12 protein-coding genes and 1 pseudogene are annotated in these 15332 nt (G+C 67.4%); 5 read left to right on the forward strand and 8 right to left on the reverse strand.

Annotated features, from left to right (window positions below):
- Nucleotides 1–150: 150 nt before the first annotated feature.
- From ACFZBD_RS31095 to ACFZBD_RS31110, 4 genes are read right to left on the reverse strand one after another with little or no spacing between them, the layout of a single operon-like run.
- On the reverse strand, nucleotides 151–1488 hold the full coding sequence (locus tag ACFZBD_RS31095; protein ID WP_391146185.1) for an aminotransferase class III-fold pyridoxal phosphate-dependent enzyme: 1338 nt from the start codon (nucleotides 1486–1488) through the stop codon (nucleotides 151–153).
- Nucleotides 1485–3827, reverse strand: a complete 2343-nt coding sequence (locus ACFZBD_RS31100; protein ID WP_391146188.1) for a cupin domain-containing protein — start codon at nucleotides 3825–3827, stop codon at nucleotides 1485–1487. Before ACFZBD_RS31100 ends, ACFZBD_RS31095 begins: the two co-directional genes overlap by 4 nt.
- Nucleotides 3828–3880: 53 nt before the next feature.
- Nucleotides 3881–4045 carry a hypothetical protein gene (locus tag ACFZBD_RS31105; protein WP_391146191.1) on the reverse strand — a complete coding sequence of 55 codons (165 nt, stop codon included), beginning with the start codon at nucleotides 4043–4045 and terminating at the stop codon, nucleotides 3881–3883.
- A gap of 50 nt (nucleotides 4046–4095) precedes the next feature.
- The gene (locus tag ACFZBD_RS31110; RefSeq protein ID WP_391146194.1) at nucleotides 4096–5439 is read right to left on the reverse strand and encodes a phenylacetate--CoA ligase family protein; all 1344 of its coding nucleotides are present in this window, start codon (nucleotides 5437–5439) and stop codon (nucleotides 4096–4098) included.
- Between the two features lie 129 nt (nucleotides 5440–5568).
- Here ACFZBD_RS31110 and ACFZBD_RS31115 point away from each other — a divergent pair, with 129 nt between their 5' ends.
- Nucleotides 5569–6996, forward strand: a complete 1428-nt coding sequence (locus ACFZBD_RS31115; protein ID WP_391146197.1) for an FAD-binding protein — start codon at nucleotides 5569–5571, stop codon at nucleotides 6994–6996.
- Complete coding sequence (locus tag ACFZBD_RS31120) at nucleotides 6993–7847, forward strand: alpha/beta fold hydrolase (RefSeq protein ID WP_391146200.1); 855 nt, start codon at nucleotides 6993–6995, stop codon at nucleotides 7845–7847. The genes ACFZBD_RS31115 and ACFZBD_RS31120 overlap by 4 nt, the downstream gene beginning before the upstream one ends.
- 524 nt (nucleotides 7848–8371) lie before the next feature.
- On the opposite strand, the gene ACFZBD_RS31125 is transcribed toward ACFZBD_RS31120, so the two are convergent.
- Nucleotides 8372–8917: a hypothetical protein gene (locus tag ACFZBD_RS31125; protein WP_391146202.1), complete on the reverse strand. Its 546-nt coding sequence runs from the start codon at nucleotides 8915–8917 to the stop codon at nucleotides 8372–8374.
- Between the two features lie 1258 nt (nucleotides 8918–10175).
- On the opposite strand from ACFZBD_RS31125, the gene ACFZBD_RS31130 reads away from it, so the two are divergent.
- Nucleotides 10176–10631, forward strand: coding sequence for a hypothetical protein (locus ACFZBD_RS31130; RefSeq protein ID WP_391146206.1), 456 nt, complete (start codon nucleotides 10176–10178; stop codon nucleotides 10629–10631).
- A 466-nt stretch (nucleotides 10632–11097) separates the two neighbouring features.
- Nucleotides 11098–11184: pseudogene (locus tag ACFZBD_RS31135) on the forward strand (IS200/IS605 family transposase); the annotation flags it as partial.
- A 390-nt stretch (nucleotides 11185–11574) separates the two neighbouring features.
- On the opposite strand, the gene ACFZBD_RS31140 reads toward ACFZBD_RS31135, so the two are convergent.
- From ACFZBD_RS31140 to ACFZBD_RS31150, 3 genes are read right to left on the reverse strand one after another with little or no spacing between them, the layout of a single operon-like run.
- Nucleotides 11575–13089, reverse strand: coding sequence for a hypothetical protein (locus tag ACFZBD_RS31140; protein ID WP_391146209.1), 1515 nt, complete (start codon nucleotides 13087–13089; stop codon nucleotides 11575–11577).
- Nucleotides 12983–13801 carry a group II intron maturase-specific domain-containing protein gene (locus tag ACFZBD_RS31145; protein ID WP_391146255.1) on the reverse strand — a complete coding sequence of 273 codons (819 nt, stop codon included), beginning with the start codon at nucleotides 13799–13801 and terminating at the stop codon, nucleotides 12983–12985. Before ACFZBD_RS31145 ends, ACFZBD_RS31140 begins: the two co-directional genes overlap by 107 nt.
- A 17-nt stretch (nucleotides 13802–13818) precedes the next feature.
- Nucleotides 13819–14184 (reverse strand): reverse transcriptase domain-containing protein, encoded by a 366-nt coding sequence (locus ACFZBD_RS31150; protein WP_391146211.1) that lies wholly within the window; start codon nucleotides 14182–14184, stop codon nucleotides 13819–13821.
- A 637-nt stretch (nucleotides 14185–14821) separates the two neighbouring features.
- Here ACFZBD_RS31150 and ACFZBD_RS31155 point away from each other — a divergent pair.
- Nucleotides 14822–15298, forward strand: a complete 477-nt coding sequence (locus ACFZBD_RS31155; protein WP_391146214.1) for a hypothetical protein — start codon at nucleotides 14822–14824, stop codon at nucleotides 15296–15298.
- The last annotated feature ends 34 nt before the right edge of the window (nucleotides 15299–15332 follow it).

Below are 15332 nucleotides of genomic sequence, written 5' to 3' on the forward strand. Positions count from 1 at the left end.
ACCTTCTTGTCGCATGGCGGAGCAGACGGTGCAGAATCGCCACGCCCTGCGGCCGGGTCCTGGCCGTGTGGTCGGAGGTCCGGTTCCGTGAGTGCGGCGGGGGGTGCAGCATGGCGGCTGCCGGGCGGTACTGTGCGCAAGGGCCGGGGGTCAGGGAGCCCACTGGCTGAGGACGTCGGTTATGGCTTCGACGATGCGGGTTCCCTGCTCTTCTGTGAGTACCAGCGGCGGGCACACCATGACGGCTGTGGCCTGGGTGGCGACGATGACGCCGCGCTCACGGATTTTCAGGGCAATCTGCATGCCTGCTGTCCCGCTGAGGTGGATGCCGATCATCATGCCAACTCCGCGCACGTGCTCGACACAGGGCAGTTCTTCCAGCGGCTGCAGGCGTTTGAGCAGCCAGGCTCCCGTCTGCTGCGCTCGCTGCAGCAGCCCTTCACGTTCGATGATGTCGATGTTCGCGTGCGCGACAGCGCAGGTGGCAGGGTGGCCGGCGAAGGTGAAGGAGTGGGGGAACAGCTTGCCGTCCATCATCTCCAGCACGCGTCTTCCGACGAGGACGGCGCCGATGGGTGCGTAGCCGCTCGACAGCCCTTTGGAGGTGACGAGGATGTCGGGGCATGCCTGGTATTTTTCCGCGGCGAACCAGTGGCCCAGCCGGCCGAATGCTGTGACCACCTCATCTGAGATGTAGAGGATCTGGTGGCGTTGCAGCACTTCACGGAACCGGGGCCAGTAGTTGTCGGGTGGCGGGATGACGCTTCCGGCGCCGCTCATGCCGCCGGGGACGGGGTCGCCGATGAAGGCGGCAATCCGCTGGGGCCCGATCCGGGCGATGGTGTGTTCCAGTTCGGCGATCAGCAGGTCCGTGGCCTGCTCGCTTGTGTCGTATCCGGGGGCCGAGAGGTGGGTGAAGCCCTCGGGCAGGGGGCCGAATCCTGTTTTGAGCCGGTCGATACCGGTTGCGGCAAGGGCCAGGAAGGTGCAGCCGTGGTAGGCGTTTTCGCGGGCCAGTATCACTGTGCGGCCGGGGTTTCCGCTGTGATAGTGAGCCATGCGGGCGAGCTTGATTGCTGTCTCGTTGCCCATCGCGCCGCCGTGGGTGAAGAACACTTTTGCGTCCTGCAGTCCCGGGGGGGCTATGCCGATCAGGCGTTCGGCGAGTTTGATGGCCGGCTCGTTGGAGTAGTCGCGGATGAAGGTGTAGAACCCGAGTCTGGACATCTGTTCAGCTGCCGCGGCGGAGAGCTCTTCGCGCCCGTGGCCTACCTGGCAGGTCCACCAGGCGGCGGCGCCGTCGACGTATTCCCTGCCGGTCACGTCCCAGACCAGGGCCCCCTGGCCGCGGTCCAGGATCAGCGGCGGTGGCGTCGCCCCGGCCACCGAGTGCGGGTGGAAGCAGTACCTGGCATCGCGTTCGGCCAGGCTGGTGTACCGGCTGGCACCGCTGCTGTCTGCGGTGCCGGCCGGCGGGTCGGCGGTCATAGTGCTCCTTCGGCGGGGTTCGGTGGAGGGGAAGAGCGCGGGTGCATGGGCGGGCCGACGTATTCCCAGTCGTAGCGGGCTGCTGTCTGTCTGATCAGCTCTGGGCCAGGGGTCTGGCCGCGGCGGTAGAAGGCCGCGATGTCAGCGTGGAACTGCTCGAAGCCTGCAGGGGAGAACAGTCCGAGGAGCCGCGCTGAGACGTCGCCTTCGAGTGTGAAGGCGTGGGCTACTCCGCGTGGCACGAAGATGAAGCTGCCGGGCTGGGCGAGCACTTCGTGATCGCCCAGAAGGAGCCGCAGCTGGCCGGAGAGAAGGTAGAAGGCCTCGTCGCTGCGGGGGTGGCGGTGCACGGGAGGCCCCTGGTCCCCGGGGAACAGCTCCGATTCCAGGAAGGAGAATCTGCCGTCTGTGCGGTCACCGCCGATCTTGAGCTGCACGGTGCGGTGGGTCACCGCCTCTGCGGCACGGGACCAGTCCAGGCCTTCGCCCGGCCCGAGGACAAGGGGGCGGTTCATGTGTTCTCCTTCGTCCCGTCCGGCCGGCCGGGCCGGGCCGGCAGCTGCGGGCAGGCGGGTGGTGCGGGCCGCGGGCCTGTCCAGGACCAGGTCTGCACGTCCTGCGAGCAGGAGGGTCTCCGCCTGGCGCGGGGCGCAGGGGGTCATGACCGGGACACCGCTTCGCAGCCGGACCTGGCCGGCCGTGCGGAGGTCCCAGTCGGAGAGGTTCAGCACGTCACAGCCCAGGCCTGCCAGCTGCGCGGCAGCCGAGAGCAGGTGTTCGCGGGCCAGGCCGGGAAGCTGGCCGTCGCCGGCATGTACCCGCAGGGACAGGGGACGTTCCTGCGGCCACGTGCGGCGGACAGCCCTGCACAGCGCTGGCGCGTCGCGTGTGCTCACGGCCAGCTCGATCAGGTCGGCCTGCGCGCCCAGGGCCGTCCGCACCTGGCTGTCCAGCTCCTCGTGTCCCAGGGCCGGGTCCCACGGGACACTGATGCCCACCGGAGCGCCGGTCTGCGTGCGCAGAGCGGAGAGCGCTTCCTGCGCACACGAGAGCGACCCTGTCTCGGCCAGGACCAGGGCCGGCTGCCCCAGGTCCGCCTGGGGTCCAGGTCCGCAGCCGGGCCACGGCACGGCTGTGACAGTCCGCCCTTGCAGCAGGAGCTGGCGCAGGCGCAGGGGTGCGCGCACACCGGTCTCCCTGCCCGCAGGAGCGCCGGTTTCAGCGGCCTGTGCGGCTTCTTCGGCGAACTGGCCGCGGACGGTTTCGACGAGCCCGGCATCGCGCCGCGCCAGGGAGTCAGCGCTGACCGTCCCGGTGCGGGTCAGGAGGCTGAAGGCGAACTGCTCCGGCGGCTGGTGCAGGCAGTCCCTCGCGTCGGCGAACCAGTCCGCACTGGCCTGGGCAGCCTGCTGGCGGCGTTCTACTGCGGGCCTGCGCTCTGCCTCGTAGCCGTCAAGGGCCTGTGCCAGGTCGTCGGTGCCGTGTACGCGGGTGGCCAGCGCCAGAGCGTCGGCCAGTGCCAGCTGGGTCCCTGAGCCGACCGAGTAGTGACTGGTGTGTGCTGCGTCGCCCAGCAGCACGATGTTGCCGTGGTGCCACCGGCGGGTGTGCACGGTGGGGAAACTCAGCCACTGGGAACTGTTGTGGAACAGCGGGTGGCCGTTGAGGACGGGCGCCAGCAGCTGTCTGCAGAATGCGACTGCGGCCGGGTCGGATCCGTCCGGGCCTGGCGCCGCAGGCCAGTTGCTGGCGGCCTTGCGCAGTGCGCTCCAGGCGGTCTCATCCGTCTCAACGACGAACGTGCTCTTTGATGCCTCATAGGGGTAGCTGTGGACCCGGAAGAGGCCGTGGGGGGTGTCGAGGAAGTAGAACGCGAAGGCCGGCAGCGGCAGCGTGCTGCCCAGCCAGATGTACCGGCTCGGACCAGAGGTCACCGTCGTCATGAAGATGTCGCTGTAGCAGTCTCTGGTCTGGCTGCCGGCTCCGTCAGCGGCAACGACGAGGTCGGCTTTCCTTGACAGTACGTGCGCTCTGGGTGCTTGCCGGCCGTCGTGGACCCGGACGCCCAGGGACGCGGCCCGGCTGCGGAGCACGGCGAGCAGAGTCCGCCGGTCAACGGCGCCGAATCCCTGGCCGGACGCCCGCAGGTGGTCATGCTCGCGGTGCACGTCGATGTGATCCCACCGGATCATGCGCTGGGCGACCAGCTGGTGGGTCTGCGGGTCTGCCGCCGCGAGCGCGGACATAGCAGTGTCCGACAGGACAACGCCGAAACCGTATGCAGAGCCAGGAGCGCGGCGCTCGAAAACAGTGATTTCGTGCCGGGGTCCGAGCATCATCAGCTGGATGGCGAAGTACAGGCCTGCCGGCCCGCCGCCGACGACAGAGACTCTCACGCCCGCTCACCGCCCTGTAAGACCGGCGGCTCGTAAGCGCAGTGCACGGCCAGGGTGTCGAGGACCTGGGCAAGCTGGGCGGTGGCGCTGCTCAGCCCTGCGGCCGTCGCAGGGGGAAGGTCCTCGGCCAGGAGAGCGGTCAGGCCCTCATAATGCTGCATCAAATGGAGTTCCACAGGAGACAGCTGACGGCCCAGCAGGTCAGTGGGCATCACAGCCCCTTGGTGCGCAGGTCGGTCATTCTTTTCGCCTTGAGTTCGAACCGGGGAAGCTCGCCTTCTGAGGCCAGCTCGACCGCGAAGTTCAGGCCCTCGTGTGTGTAGCGCAGGCGCTGGTGCAGGCCGTCTTTCACCTGCGGCCAGTGCGGAAGACAGCCGGAAGCCAGCTCGACGCGCAGGCGTATCTGGTCGAGGCCGTCCTCTGTGTAGACGTCCGTCTGGAATTCGGTCACCCGCGGGAACTCACGGACAATCGCCTCGACTGAAGCGGGATAGACATTGGTTCCCCTGACCAGCAGCATGTCGTCTGCGCGGCCCAGGATGCCTCCCTCGTAGAGGTCGAAACCGCGTCCGCACCCGCAGGTGTCTGCCGGGATACGGCGCACCAGGTCAGCTGACCTGTAGCGGATCAGGGGGATGGTGCCGCGTCCGAAGGAGGTGACCACTCGTTCGCCGGTTTCTCCGTAGGCGGCTTCCTGGAGGGAGTCCTGGCTGAGGACCTCTTCCATGACGTGGTCCTCGATGATGTGGGTGCCCCCCGGCTGGCGGCTGCACTCGAAGGTGGTGATGGAACCGACCTCTGTCATGCCCGCGGTGTCGTAGGCCCTGGCTCCCCACAGTGACTCGATGAGTGCCTTCGTCCTGGGGATGGAGCCGGCTGGTTCGCCGGACAGGATGAGGGTCCTGACTGCTGACGCGGCCAGGTCGATACCCAGCTGCCGGGCCTCGTGCGCCATGCGGATGGCGTAGGTGGGAGTGGACGCCACGACAGTGGCGCCCAGTTCAGTGATCTGGCGGACCCGGCTGGCGGTGGGCTGCGCGCCGCCGGGGACAGTGAGGGCACCGATCTTCTCCAGGGCGTAGTGCAGGCCCCAGAAGCCGATGAACGAGCCGTACCCGAAGGCGACATAGGCGAGATCGTCCCGCCGTACGCCGCAGCCCCACAGGCCGTAGCACCACATCTCGGCTATCCATGCCCAGCTGCGCTGGTCGTCAACGGCCCGCAGGGGGACGGCACCGCTGGTACCCGAGGTTGTATGCAGCCGCGTGGCGCGGGTGACGTCACAGGTAAGCAGGTCACCATAGGGCGGCTGCCGGTCCTGGGCGCGCATCCAGTCCTGCCTGCTGAGCAGCGGTATGCGCTGCACGTCCGCCTTCGACCGCAGCTGGCTGGGACAGAAGCCGGCAGCGAGAAATGACTTGGCATAGAAAGGGCTGCGCTGCGCTGCCCACGCACACAGAATGCGCAGTCTGGACAGCTGCAGAGCGCTGAGCTCGTCACGCGGGAGGGTTTCTGTCTTCGGATTCCAGTATTCTGACCGCGCAGAATTGATCATTGCTATCGCATCGCTAACAGGGCGGCAAGTTTTACAGAAAGGCGGGGGCCGCCAAGTTCGCGGCCGCAGACGTGAAGCTGTGCGTGCGTCAAGTAGGCTAGTGGGCAGCCTCATTGATCGGAAGAGCAGATGATGAATAACCGGAAGATTGTTTCCGCGCGCCTGTCAGCAGCACAGCAGACACTGCTGGCGAATTTGATCAGAGGGGAGGTTCTGCTGCCCAGTGACCCGCGTTTCGGGCAGGCGGCGCAGGTGTTCAACGCGCGCATAAAAGCGCACCCGAAGGCAATCGTACGGGCAAGAGATGTCGATGACGTCGTGCAGACCGTTCAGTTCTGTACGGGCGAAGGGCTCACGCCCTCTGTCCGGGCTGGCGGGCACGGAGTGCTCGGCCATGCCGTGGCAGGCGATATCGTGATCGACTTAAGCCGCTGGTCGTCCGTCACCGTTGATCCTGGGCGCCAGGTGGCCCGGATCGGCGCCGGAGCCCGGTGGCAGGACGTCGATGCCACCGCCTGGAGCAGCGGTCTGCTCACCCCCGGGGCCCGGATCAGCCATATCGGCGTGGCCGGGTTCACTCTGGGAGGCGGTGAAGGCTGGCTGTCACGGCGCTACGGACTCGCCGCCGACAACCTCATCCGGGCTGAGCTGGTCTGTGCCGACGGTACACGGGTCGTGGCTGCGGATCACAGCGAGCCCGGGCTGACCGCATGCCTGCGCGGCAGCGGGGGCAACTTCGGCGTGGTGACAGCCTTGTGGCAGCAACTCCACCGGCCCCCGCGGGTACTGCTCGGCGGACGGCTCCTGTTCAGCGGCCGTCATGCCCGCCAGGCCCTGCTCGCCTACAGCAGCTTCATGCGCTGCGCGCCGGAAGTCCTGAGCGGCAGCATCGCCTTTGTCACCTGCGGCCAGGAGCCCGGCCTGCCCGCCTCCCTGCGGGGCCAGCCGGCGGTGGCGATCAACATCACTGTCATGTGCGACGACGAGAGCACCGGCCAGAAGTACCTCGACCCGCTGCGCAGACTCGCAGTGCGCCCGGTAGCCGATTCCGTCGCACCTGTCGCCTATCCGCATCTGCAGACCATGCTCGACGGCCACAACCAGCCCGGCTACCGGCAGCATTCCGCCGCCCGCTACCTCCCCGAGCTGTCAGGCGCGGTCATCGACGCACTGGAGGAAGCCTGGTCCCGGCGCCCGGGACCGCGCGCCCAGTTCTCCCTGGCGTGGCAGGACGCCGCAGTCGCGCGCGGCTCCAGCCGGACGAGTGTCTTCCCGCACCGCACCCCCGCCTGGTCGCTGTACATGATGTCCCGCTGGACGAACCCGGCCGACGACGTGCTCCATACCGGATGGATACGCCAGTTCAAGCAGGACCTGGCGCCCTTCGCTGAGCAGGGCTGCTACCTGAATATGGACGACGACCACTCCCCCGCCGCTGTGCGCCGTTCCTTCAGACCGCACCACCGCCGCATCGCCGAGAGCAAGCAGCACTGGGACCCCGCCAACATCTTCCGGCACACCGCCAACATCCCGCCTGCGCCGGAAGCCTGCCCGTGAGCGCCCGGCTGCTCAGGATCGCAGACCGGACGGTCTTCACCGAGGAAAGCGGCGATGGTGCGCCGGTCATCATGGTGCACGGACTGGGCGGCACCTCAAGCTGTTTCGAGCCGCTGGCAGCCGGTCTCAGCCGGCAGTACCGCACCATCCGCTACGACTTCAACGGACACGGCCGCACACCGCTGCGGCCTCCCGTGACCATCGGCTCCCTCACGGATGAGCTCGAAGCTCTGGTTGCCACGATGGCGGACCGGCCGGTGTGTGTCATCGCCCATTCCATGGGGACGCTCATCGCCCTGCAGCTTGCAGCGGACCGGCCGGAGATGATCGACCGCATGGTCCTGATCAGCCCCGTGCGCGGGGCGTCCCCCGCCGCCGGACAGGCGATGTCTGACAGGGCGGCACTGGCCCGTTCTCAGGGGATGGCCGCCATAGCGGAGTCAGCACTCACATCGGGGACATCCCGCTCAGCACGCGAATCCAACCCTCTGCTCACCGCGCTCATCCGTGAACTCCTGCTGGGACAGGACAGCGAGGCGTATGCGCAGGCGTGCGAAGCACGCGCAGGTGCACGCGACTGTGATCTGCGTGGCGTCGGGGCGCCAGTCCTGCTGCTGTCCGGCAGTGAAGACCCGCTCAGCAGTGCGGAGCTGACGGCACGCCTCACCCGTGAGATGCCGCAGGCACGCCAGGTCACCCTTGCCCGGTGCGGCCACTGGCCCCTCATCGAAAGGGCACCAGCCGTGCTGGCCGCCGTTTCAGCATTCCTGCAGAGTGACGCCCTGCCAGGACAGGCGGATGACCGGGCGGCTCACCAGCACGACCGGCCGGTCCCGCCCGGCTACGAGTGAACCCTCGCCGTACGTGCCTGCGGAAGATGACGACCTGTTCAGGCGGCGCGGCAGGGACGCGGCAGAGCCCTCATCACACCAGCGCGCGAGGGCCTGCTGGCCCGGACTCTTCCGCACCGACAGAGCGGCGGCCCGGCTGATCCGCCGGTGTTTCCGGACGGCCGTGCGTCCCCCGGGCCGTCTCCGGCCTTTTGTTCTCCAGCCCGCCCGCGGGCACGCTGCTGTCCGGGAAGGCAGACAACGCGCGGCGCGGAGCTGCTGGAGCGAGCCGGACTGCAACCGCGCCCTCCGTCCTATATGAAGATCTCCAGCTGGAGATGAGGCGAGGCGCAGACGGAGGCGGGCTGGCAGCGGCTGGCCGGCGGTTCGTGCTCTGCTGGCTGGCAGGGGGCCCGCCGGCTGACCGGGCAGGAGCCCGTCGGCCGATCGAGTGGGCTGCCTGCCTCAGATGGGTTGTGACCACGGCATACGTGAAGCAGAAACCGGTAGCGCATGCGGGCATCTACTCATCCCTACCGGCTGATCTAGGCAGTTTCAGCCGACGGGCATTGCACCGACGGGTTCCAGGGTTCATACATTCCTTCGGGGTTATGCTGCCAGACCCACACGTGAAGGTCATAATGCACCGGTTCTCCCGGGTGGTGGCCAGGCATGGGGCCCTCGAAAGGAACATTGAGCAGCGAGGGCGGGTTCGCGTTTGGAGTGCTCACATCCTGGTCCTCATCCAGCACAACGTATTCCACGCCGACCAACCGCAGCTTCCCGTTCTCATGAGGCTCGTAAAGCAGCACCTCGGGCTGGAGGGGATCCACCGACGGATCCAGCACCCGGTCCAGGCGCACGAAGTGAATCCCCATCGCCCCTTCGTCGGATTCCTCGCAGTGAACCGTTGACACGAAGCCGTCCGCGATGGCTCTTTCAACTGAATGGTACTGGGCGGTGGCCTTCCGTATCTGCGCCAGGCTGCCCTCTTCGCCGGGCGCCTGCGCAGCGGCGACGCCTGACCCGCAGAGGGCTCCTCCCAGCAAAGCCGACGCTCCGAGAAGCGCACAGCGACTAGTCAGTCGCATGACGGGCCTCCTCTGTACAAACTTTGACTACTCTCAAGGGAAACACGCTGCACGGCCGCCGTAAACAGTTTCCGCATCTGGGCCGGATTTTTCTGTATGCAGTGATCCAGACAGGCGGGTTCCCAGCAGGATCAGCTGGGAGACGGCCCACAGCAAGGAGCAGTACGCAGCAGAGTGCAGGCGGGATGCCGCCGCGGCCCGACCGGCACGTGCCTGGTCTCGCGGCAATGCTCCTCGGCCTCCCAGCGCCGGCCGCAGTCCTGGACCAAGCGCTCGAAGCGAGCGTGCCGGCCTTCGCTACCGCATTTCCTCGGCAGCCGTCGCATTGGCTTCCCCGGCCGTGCAAGCCTCACCGTGCACCGCACGCCCGCCGTCCCGAGACGACGGCCGGGACACCAGCCGGCCAGGGAGCGGTCTCGGGGCGCCTTTTCGACCTCCTGGCAATGACCCCAGTGGTGCCCGGCCTTCCCCGCGTCCGTCCCGGCCCGCAATTCCGGCACCGGTCCCCCTCCGACGTGGTGTTGTGTCCCAGCAGACGACCTCGCCGACGCATCCATACGAGCGATTCAGTTCGCGTATCCCGATCAGCGGCCGAGTCGTCGCGGGGTGCCGGGCGGCCGATCAGCGGAAGCCACATCATCAGCTATCGGGTGACAGCCATACCCAGCACCCCTGGGTGCCCCGATCCTGCGAATGACCGGAACGGCCCACAACATATGGACCGGTGAGCGCGAGGCGGGGACCTTGACCCAATGCGGAACGCGGGATACCGGCTTCGGCCCCGTACGCCGGAAACGGTCCGAGAGGAGGCCTGCAGCATTGACCTACGGACGGCTTGATGCGGGGACGTTCTGCCGGGCCCCCCGGCGGATCACCGATACATCGGCCGGAGACACCTGACGGAGCAGGACTCAGGGGGATGGCCCAACCCGCCCGCATAGCGGCCGATCAGGGGAAACAGATCAGCCCTGCCGGCTGGTTCACTGGAATCACTAAAGGACCGAAAGAATTCCTGTTGCAGCCCTGAGCACGCAGGCCGGTGACAGACGAGAACAGCACTGCAGGAAGCGCTGCGACGCCGGATTCCCAGCCGGGTACCGGGTGCTGCAATTAGCTAGGCAGAAGACTCGGAAGGGATGAACTGATGCGGAATTCTGGCAGGGTTGTTTCGGCATGGATTTTGGCATCCTGTTTGACTGCAGGAGCGGCGGGAGCGGCTTCAGCCGCCAGTCAGCCGCCTTCATATCTTGTACCTGCAGTGTCCGGCTCCCCTGCTGACATAGTTGCAGCTGACCCTGATGCCAGCGACGCCGAGAAGCAGGGAGTTTACAACACGGTCCGCGTCATCAATAGGACCGGAAAGAATCTTGAGCTCTCTAAAATTGACATCAGAAACCCTGAGGATGGTCCAGGGAGGCCTTACAGCGAGGCTGTGGTGAACAGCGCGAGGCTCTGGAGCCCCCGCGCAGGAGATGTACTCCTGGCAGGCGCCGAGAAGTCATACGGGGTTACCTACTGGGCTAATGGATCCAACCCGAAGGTATATCTCACATTCAAGGATTCCAGCAAGCTGAATAGAGCTGTCTACGCAACGGAGTCCAAGCTGTATGGCCATTCGAAGCAGACGATTGTCTATGGGAATGACTTTGAGGTGAAGGAGGAATCATCGGGGCCCGGCAAAGAAACCGTACTCAGCATCAAGAATCATGGGTGACTCTCTCCGCCCCCGCCTCGTGATCAGAGTCTTATGGGATTCACCAGGGCAGCGGGCGGATGCGGTCGGACGGGCCGCGGCGGCGGCCTGCGGGATGCAGTGGGCACCGCGCGGTCGCGTGCGGTGCCCACGAGGCCGGTTGTGTCCGGCAGCGGGGCGGAGGCGGGGATTTCGTTGGTCTTGCCGGCGGTGGCCGGGCGGGGGGACGTTGCCGGCGTGGTCCGTCGCGGCGGGCAGGGTGACGTACGAGGTGGTGGCGGTTGGCGAGCCGCGCAGCACTCATCCGTCGGCCTCGGTCGCCCGCAGCCAGCCTGCACGCCCCCCGGGTGTCTGTCACCAGGTACCGGCGTGAGGTCTTCGGCGACGCCATGCTGAACCGGTGCGAAGCGCTCATGCGGGAGGTGTGCGAGAAGTCCGGAGCCGAGCTGTGCGAGTTAGCGGCGAGGGCAGCCACGTGCACCTGTCCGTGCACTGCCCGCCGAAGACCGCCCTGCCGGAACTGGCCGACACCCTGAAGGGCGTCAGCTCCCGCTGCCTGCGCGCCGGATACACCAGCCGCATCCACCGGATCGGCACGGGGTCCGTCTTCGGGGCACCCTCGTACGTCGTTGCGCTCCTCGCGGCGGGATGCCCCCGAGCACCGTTCAGACTGCACCGGAAACCAGAAGCAGCCTGCCTGACCGCCATGACGCAGGCGCAGGGCACTTTGGCGCTGCGCCTCCGCTTTCCGGACCGCATTCCCGCCCGGCCTGAAGGCGGGATTCGCTGCGAAGATCAGGCGATGAGTCTTCGACACTCACATGATCACCGAGACCGTGCCTGCACGTCGCTCACTCCCCGCCCGGCAGGGGCACACTGCCTGCTTCCGTGCCACTCCGGCGAACCGGACGAAGCTCAGTCTTGCAAGGGACCCTGCCCTCCAGCTCCAGGGAGGGCAGGGTTTTCAATGCTTTCCCTCTCCCCGCATGCGCGGAGCCTTGCGGGCCTGGAGCAGAGTGGCGCGGGTGAGCTCTGTGCCCTGCTGGTGTCTTTCGCTGAACAGCCTGGTGAGGCCCGTAGGAGCGTTACGGTGCTTGTGCAGGGTGACGGTGGTGCTGAGGCGGTCCAGGATCTGGTCGACGACGGCTGCGGCCTCGCTTGCCCGGTCGCCCCAGCTGTCGCCCCACCACAGGTACTCGGTCGGTGTGCACGGAGCGGGGTGCACATGTCCGTCGCTGGTGGTAACCCACAGAGTGTGGTGCAGCACGACTGAGGCGAGTTCCGCGCCGCCGCCCGGGAGGGACAGGGGGGTATAGAACCTCCAGACGTGTCTGCTGTCGGCGCCGTGGGTACGCAGGACGGGCATGCCGGTGAGCGGATCAGTGAAATACGCCTCCGCTTTGTCGTTCTGCGCGAGCACGGCGTGGGCGGCGGCCGGGCGGCACTCTGTCAGGCGGCAGGCCCACCGGTCGCTGACAGTGCCGCTCTCGACTGGGACCTCAATGACGGCGCCGAAGGGCAGCAGGTCCGGTTCGCGGTCAAGGGCAACTTCGAGCGCGGCAACGGCGTGGGCGTGGGGGTGCAGCGCGAGTCTGCGCCAGCCGGTCTTCAGAACCCTGCGCTCCCCCTCGCGCGGCAGGGGGTGGCGGCTGGTATCCAGCACGGCGCCGGCGATGACCGGGTTAGGTATCTCGCCCTCTCTGCCCTTGCAGAAGATCTCAATCTCGCGGCGCGTCTCGCGGACCCGGTCGTTGTGGATGCTGTTGGCCATGTCCCTCAGGGCTGCTGACGCAATGGTGTCGAAGACGCCGCTGGCTGCGGCCCTGTGCAGAATGATCTCCTGGTCGCTGAGCGGAATGCTGACTACGGCTGCCTGGGCACCTGGCTCCCAGTGGCGGATCGCATGCGGCAGGCGCAGCAGGCGCGGCCACCAGGGCAGGACCTGGCCGGCAAGGGCCGCGATGTCGCCCCAGCTGACCTCGTATTCAATGCCTGGCTGTGCAGTGTCGGCGGCTACCAGGGCGGGTCCGTGGAAGCCCATGTCCCCGTAGAGGGCGCAGACGCTGACGACGCCTTCCTCGTTGCCGCTGGCGTGGATGGCGGTAGCGAGAGCGGTGGCGACCCTGGAGTCGTCGCAGTGCACGATGCGGAGTACACCGATGCTGGTGTGCCAGTCCAGTGCGGGGCCGCGCAGGGTGTCTCTGTAGCCGAGCCAGCGTGCTGGAGCGGGGCTTCCAGGGAGGGGACGCAGCAGCGCGGCCCCGCGGGAAGTGAACTCTGCGGTCTCAGCAGCCCAGGAGTAGACCTCGGCGCCGTCCCATACCTCTTGAGGTTCTGGGCGTTCCCGCGGGCTGTACGGATTCTCCACCGGCTCAGGAAACATGGCGTATTTCCGCACCAGCCGCCACATTCCGAACGCGTTCACGCCCAGTAGTTTCTGCACTTCTGCCCTGGACAGGTAGCTCCTGCTCACGCCCATACCCGCTGCTCCTACCGTCCGGTGACAGGACCACCGTGGCCCTCGTGGTGCAGATCATGAGGCGGCGGGCCGGGTAGCGTGCCGGATCCGCCTGGCTTGCCCGGTTCCCTACCCGTTTTGGCCGAGAAACGTCCAGTCGGCACCGCAAGGCCCATTGTGTCCCCGGAGAGCGGTTGCGGGCAGCGAGCCGTCCGGGGAGCGGCGGGTATGTCACCGGGCTGATTTCCGCTCCCGGCCTGCGGGCGTGCGTTGCGAGACGGCAGCCTCCCGCTGGGCCGGGCGTCTGGCGTCCGGCATGGCAGGGGAGCAGAGGGGTGTCTGTTGAGTCGGCGCGGAGCGCGGTGCCGGTGTTGCCACCGGTCCGATTCTCCGTGCCGCTCGCCGAACCCGGCGTACCCGTCTCCGAGTACCGGGCTCTCCACGGACTCTGCCGTTCAGGCGTGGTTGAGGCGGTCCAGGGGCCGGGGATCGTGTTGGCTCTGTATCGGTAGCGGGTGGCCGCCACCGCCTGGAGGTCGAACAGCTCGGTCCCGTCCGCTGAGGGCCTTTGCCACCGACCGCTGTGGCCGGTAAGCCGTCGGCGGACGTCCTTCCGCTTCCAGCGATGCAGTGCCATCCACCAGCTGCTCACCCGGTGCCACGTGAAGCTGGCCAGGGAACTCAGGGTGGCTGTGCAGACCGCGTGCTTGAAGTAGTTGGCCCAGCCGCGCATGGTCTGGCTGAGCCTGATCAGCACGTCCCTGGGATTCTGCTGCGACGTTCTGCCGTAAGGGCACGGATCTTGTCCTTCAGCTGCTGGATGGGCCGGACGGCGGTGAAGGTGCAGACGTGCCGCTTGTCCGTTCCCCGCTTGCGGTGCCGCTGAATGCGGAACCCGAGAAAGCCGAACCCGCCCGGCATGTGCATCACCTGGTTCTTGGCCTCAGAGAGGCGAAGGCCGAGCGGTTGCAACACGTCGGCGATGTCCTCGCGCAGCGCTTCGGCGTCATCGCGTTCGCCGTCGGTCAGGACGACGAAGTCGTCCGCGTAGCGGACGATTCGCCAGTTCGGACGTTCAGCGGCACGGCGACGCCTGCGCAGGTGACCGGTGGCCATCTCCCCGCCCGGCTCCCACGGCCTGGTCAGGTGCTCATCGAGCGCCGGCAGGTCCTCGCGTACTCCTTTCCGTATCGCTTGCCGGGTCGGCACCATCTGGCAGTGCTGATACGTCCCGGCTTTGCCAGGGCCGCTTGCCACCCTCCCCAGCGCCTCCCGGGTCGGGCTGCCCTCAGCTTCAACCGCCCTGCTGCGACAGGACGGCGATGGCGTCCTTCACCGCCAGTCGAGCAACTCGCGCTTTACGGCGCACCTATGGCTGCCGTCAAGGATGCGGTGTCCGCCAGCAGCGGCCGACCTGGCTCACCCTGGCCCGCGGGCGCGAAGGCCGGGTGACCGAGCCGCGCCGCCCGGACGGCAGGAACAATGCCCACAGCTGCACATCCGGCGGCCAGGCCAGCCACACAGTGCCGCCGGACGGCACCGACTGGCACGTGCGGACTGCGCCGGCCCGGAGCCGCGCGCCATCGCACACGGGCTGGCCGTTGCACCGGGGGGCAGACTCCTCCCAGCAAACCGGGCGGGTACCCGGACGGCACAATTCTCAGCTTGCCCCGCGGGTCGCCGAGGGCCTCAGCCGGCCAAAAGCGTAGGTTCCAGTCCGGCAAGCAGTCAGCAGGAATAGAGGAGATCAGTTATGCGGCGCAGAATTGCAGCCACGGCTGCGGTGGTCAGCTCGCTGGGTATCGCGCTTGGCCTGTCCTCTGCAGCGCAGGGGAACGGAGCGCCGTCGCCGAACGCTGGTACTGGCGGCGCAAGCAGCATTACTGGCTACTGGATGGGCACTGACCCGCTCGACGGCGGTGACTCGCGCAGGGGATTCACCCGAAACGCGGACGGCACCATCGCAATGGCGGGCAGGGATTCGTACCTCACCCTGTGCGACCGCACCGACCGAGGACTGGCTGCATTCTCAGACGGCGCAGTCAAAGGGCGCACAGTCACCACAGACCGTTTCGAAATCACATGCTTCAACAACGGAAACTCCGTCACCTTGCGCGCGGAGTACGAGCTGATCAGCCCTGTCCTCCTGCGGGAAAACCTCACCACCCTCGAAGGGGAACCGGTAACTGAAATCCTCTTTCACAAGGTGAGCGCCACCCGAGGCCATTGACGTATTCCCTGCCCGGTCCCGCGCCGGGTCCCGC

The sequence above is a fragment of the Streptomyces sp. NPDC008121 genome, from assembly GCF_042957155.1.
Taxonomy (GTDB): Bacteria; Actinomycetota; Actinomycetes; order Streptomycetales; family Streptomycetaceae; genus Streptomyces.

What these genes read in the sequence shown, in the direction of transcription:
- ACFZBD_RS31095 (WP_391146185.1), bottom strand. Translation starts at nt 1,488, where the DNA reads ATGACCGCCGACCCGCCGGCCGGCACCGCAGACAGCAGCGGTGCCAGC.
- ACFZBD_RS31145 (WP_391146255.1), bottom strand. Translation starts at nt 13,801, where the DNA reads ATGCGCGGCTGGGCCAACTACTTCAAGCACGCGGTCTGCACAGCCACC.
- ACFZBD_RS31100 (WP_391146188.1), bottom strand. Translation starts at nt 3,827, where the DNA reads ATGATGCTCGGACCCCGGCACGAAATCACTGTTTTCGAGCGCCGCGCT.
- ACFZBD_RS31150 (WP_391146211.1), bottom strand. Translation starts at nt 14,184, where the DNA reads ATGGCCACCGGTCACCTGCGCAGGCGTCGCCGTGCCGCTGAACGTCCG.
- ACFZBD_RS31125 (WP_391146202.1), bottom strand. Translation starts at nt 8,917, where the DNA reads ATGCGACTGACTAGTCGCTGTGCGCTTCTCGGAGCGTCGGCTTTGCTG.
- ACFZBD_RS31155 (WP_391146214.1), top strand. Translation starts at nt 14,822, where the DNA reads ATGCGGCGCAGAATTGCAGCCACGGCTGCGGTGGTCAGCTCGCTGGGT.
- ACFZBD_RS31115 (WP_391146197.1), top strand. Translation starts at nt 5,569, where the DNA reads ATGATGAATAACCGGAAGATTGTTTCCGCGCGCCTGTCAGCAGCACAG.
- ACFZBD_RS31105 (WP_391146191.1), bottom strand. Translation starts at nt 4,045, where the DNA reads ATGCAGCATTATGAGGGCCTGACCGCTCTCCTGGCCGAGGACCTTCCC.
- ACFZBD_RS31110 (WP_391146194.1), bottom strand. Translation starts at nt 5,439, where the DNA reads ATGATCAATTCTGCGCGGTCAGAATACTGGAATCCGAAGACAGAAACC.
- ACFZBD_RS31140 (WP_391146209.1), bottom strand. Translation starts at nt 13,089, where the DNA reads ATGGGCGTGAGCAGGAGCTACCTGTCCAGGGCAGAAGTGCAGAAACTA.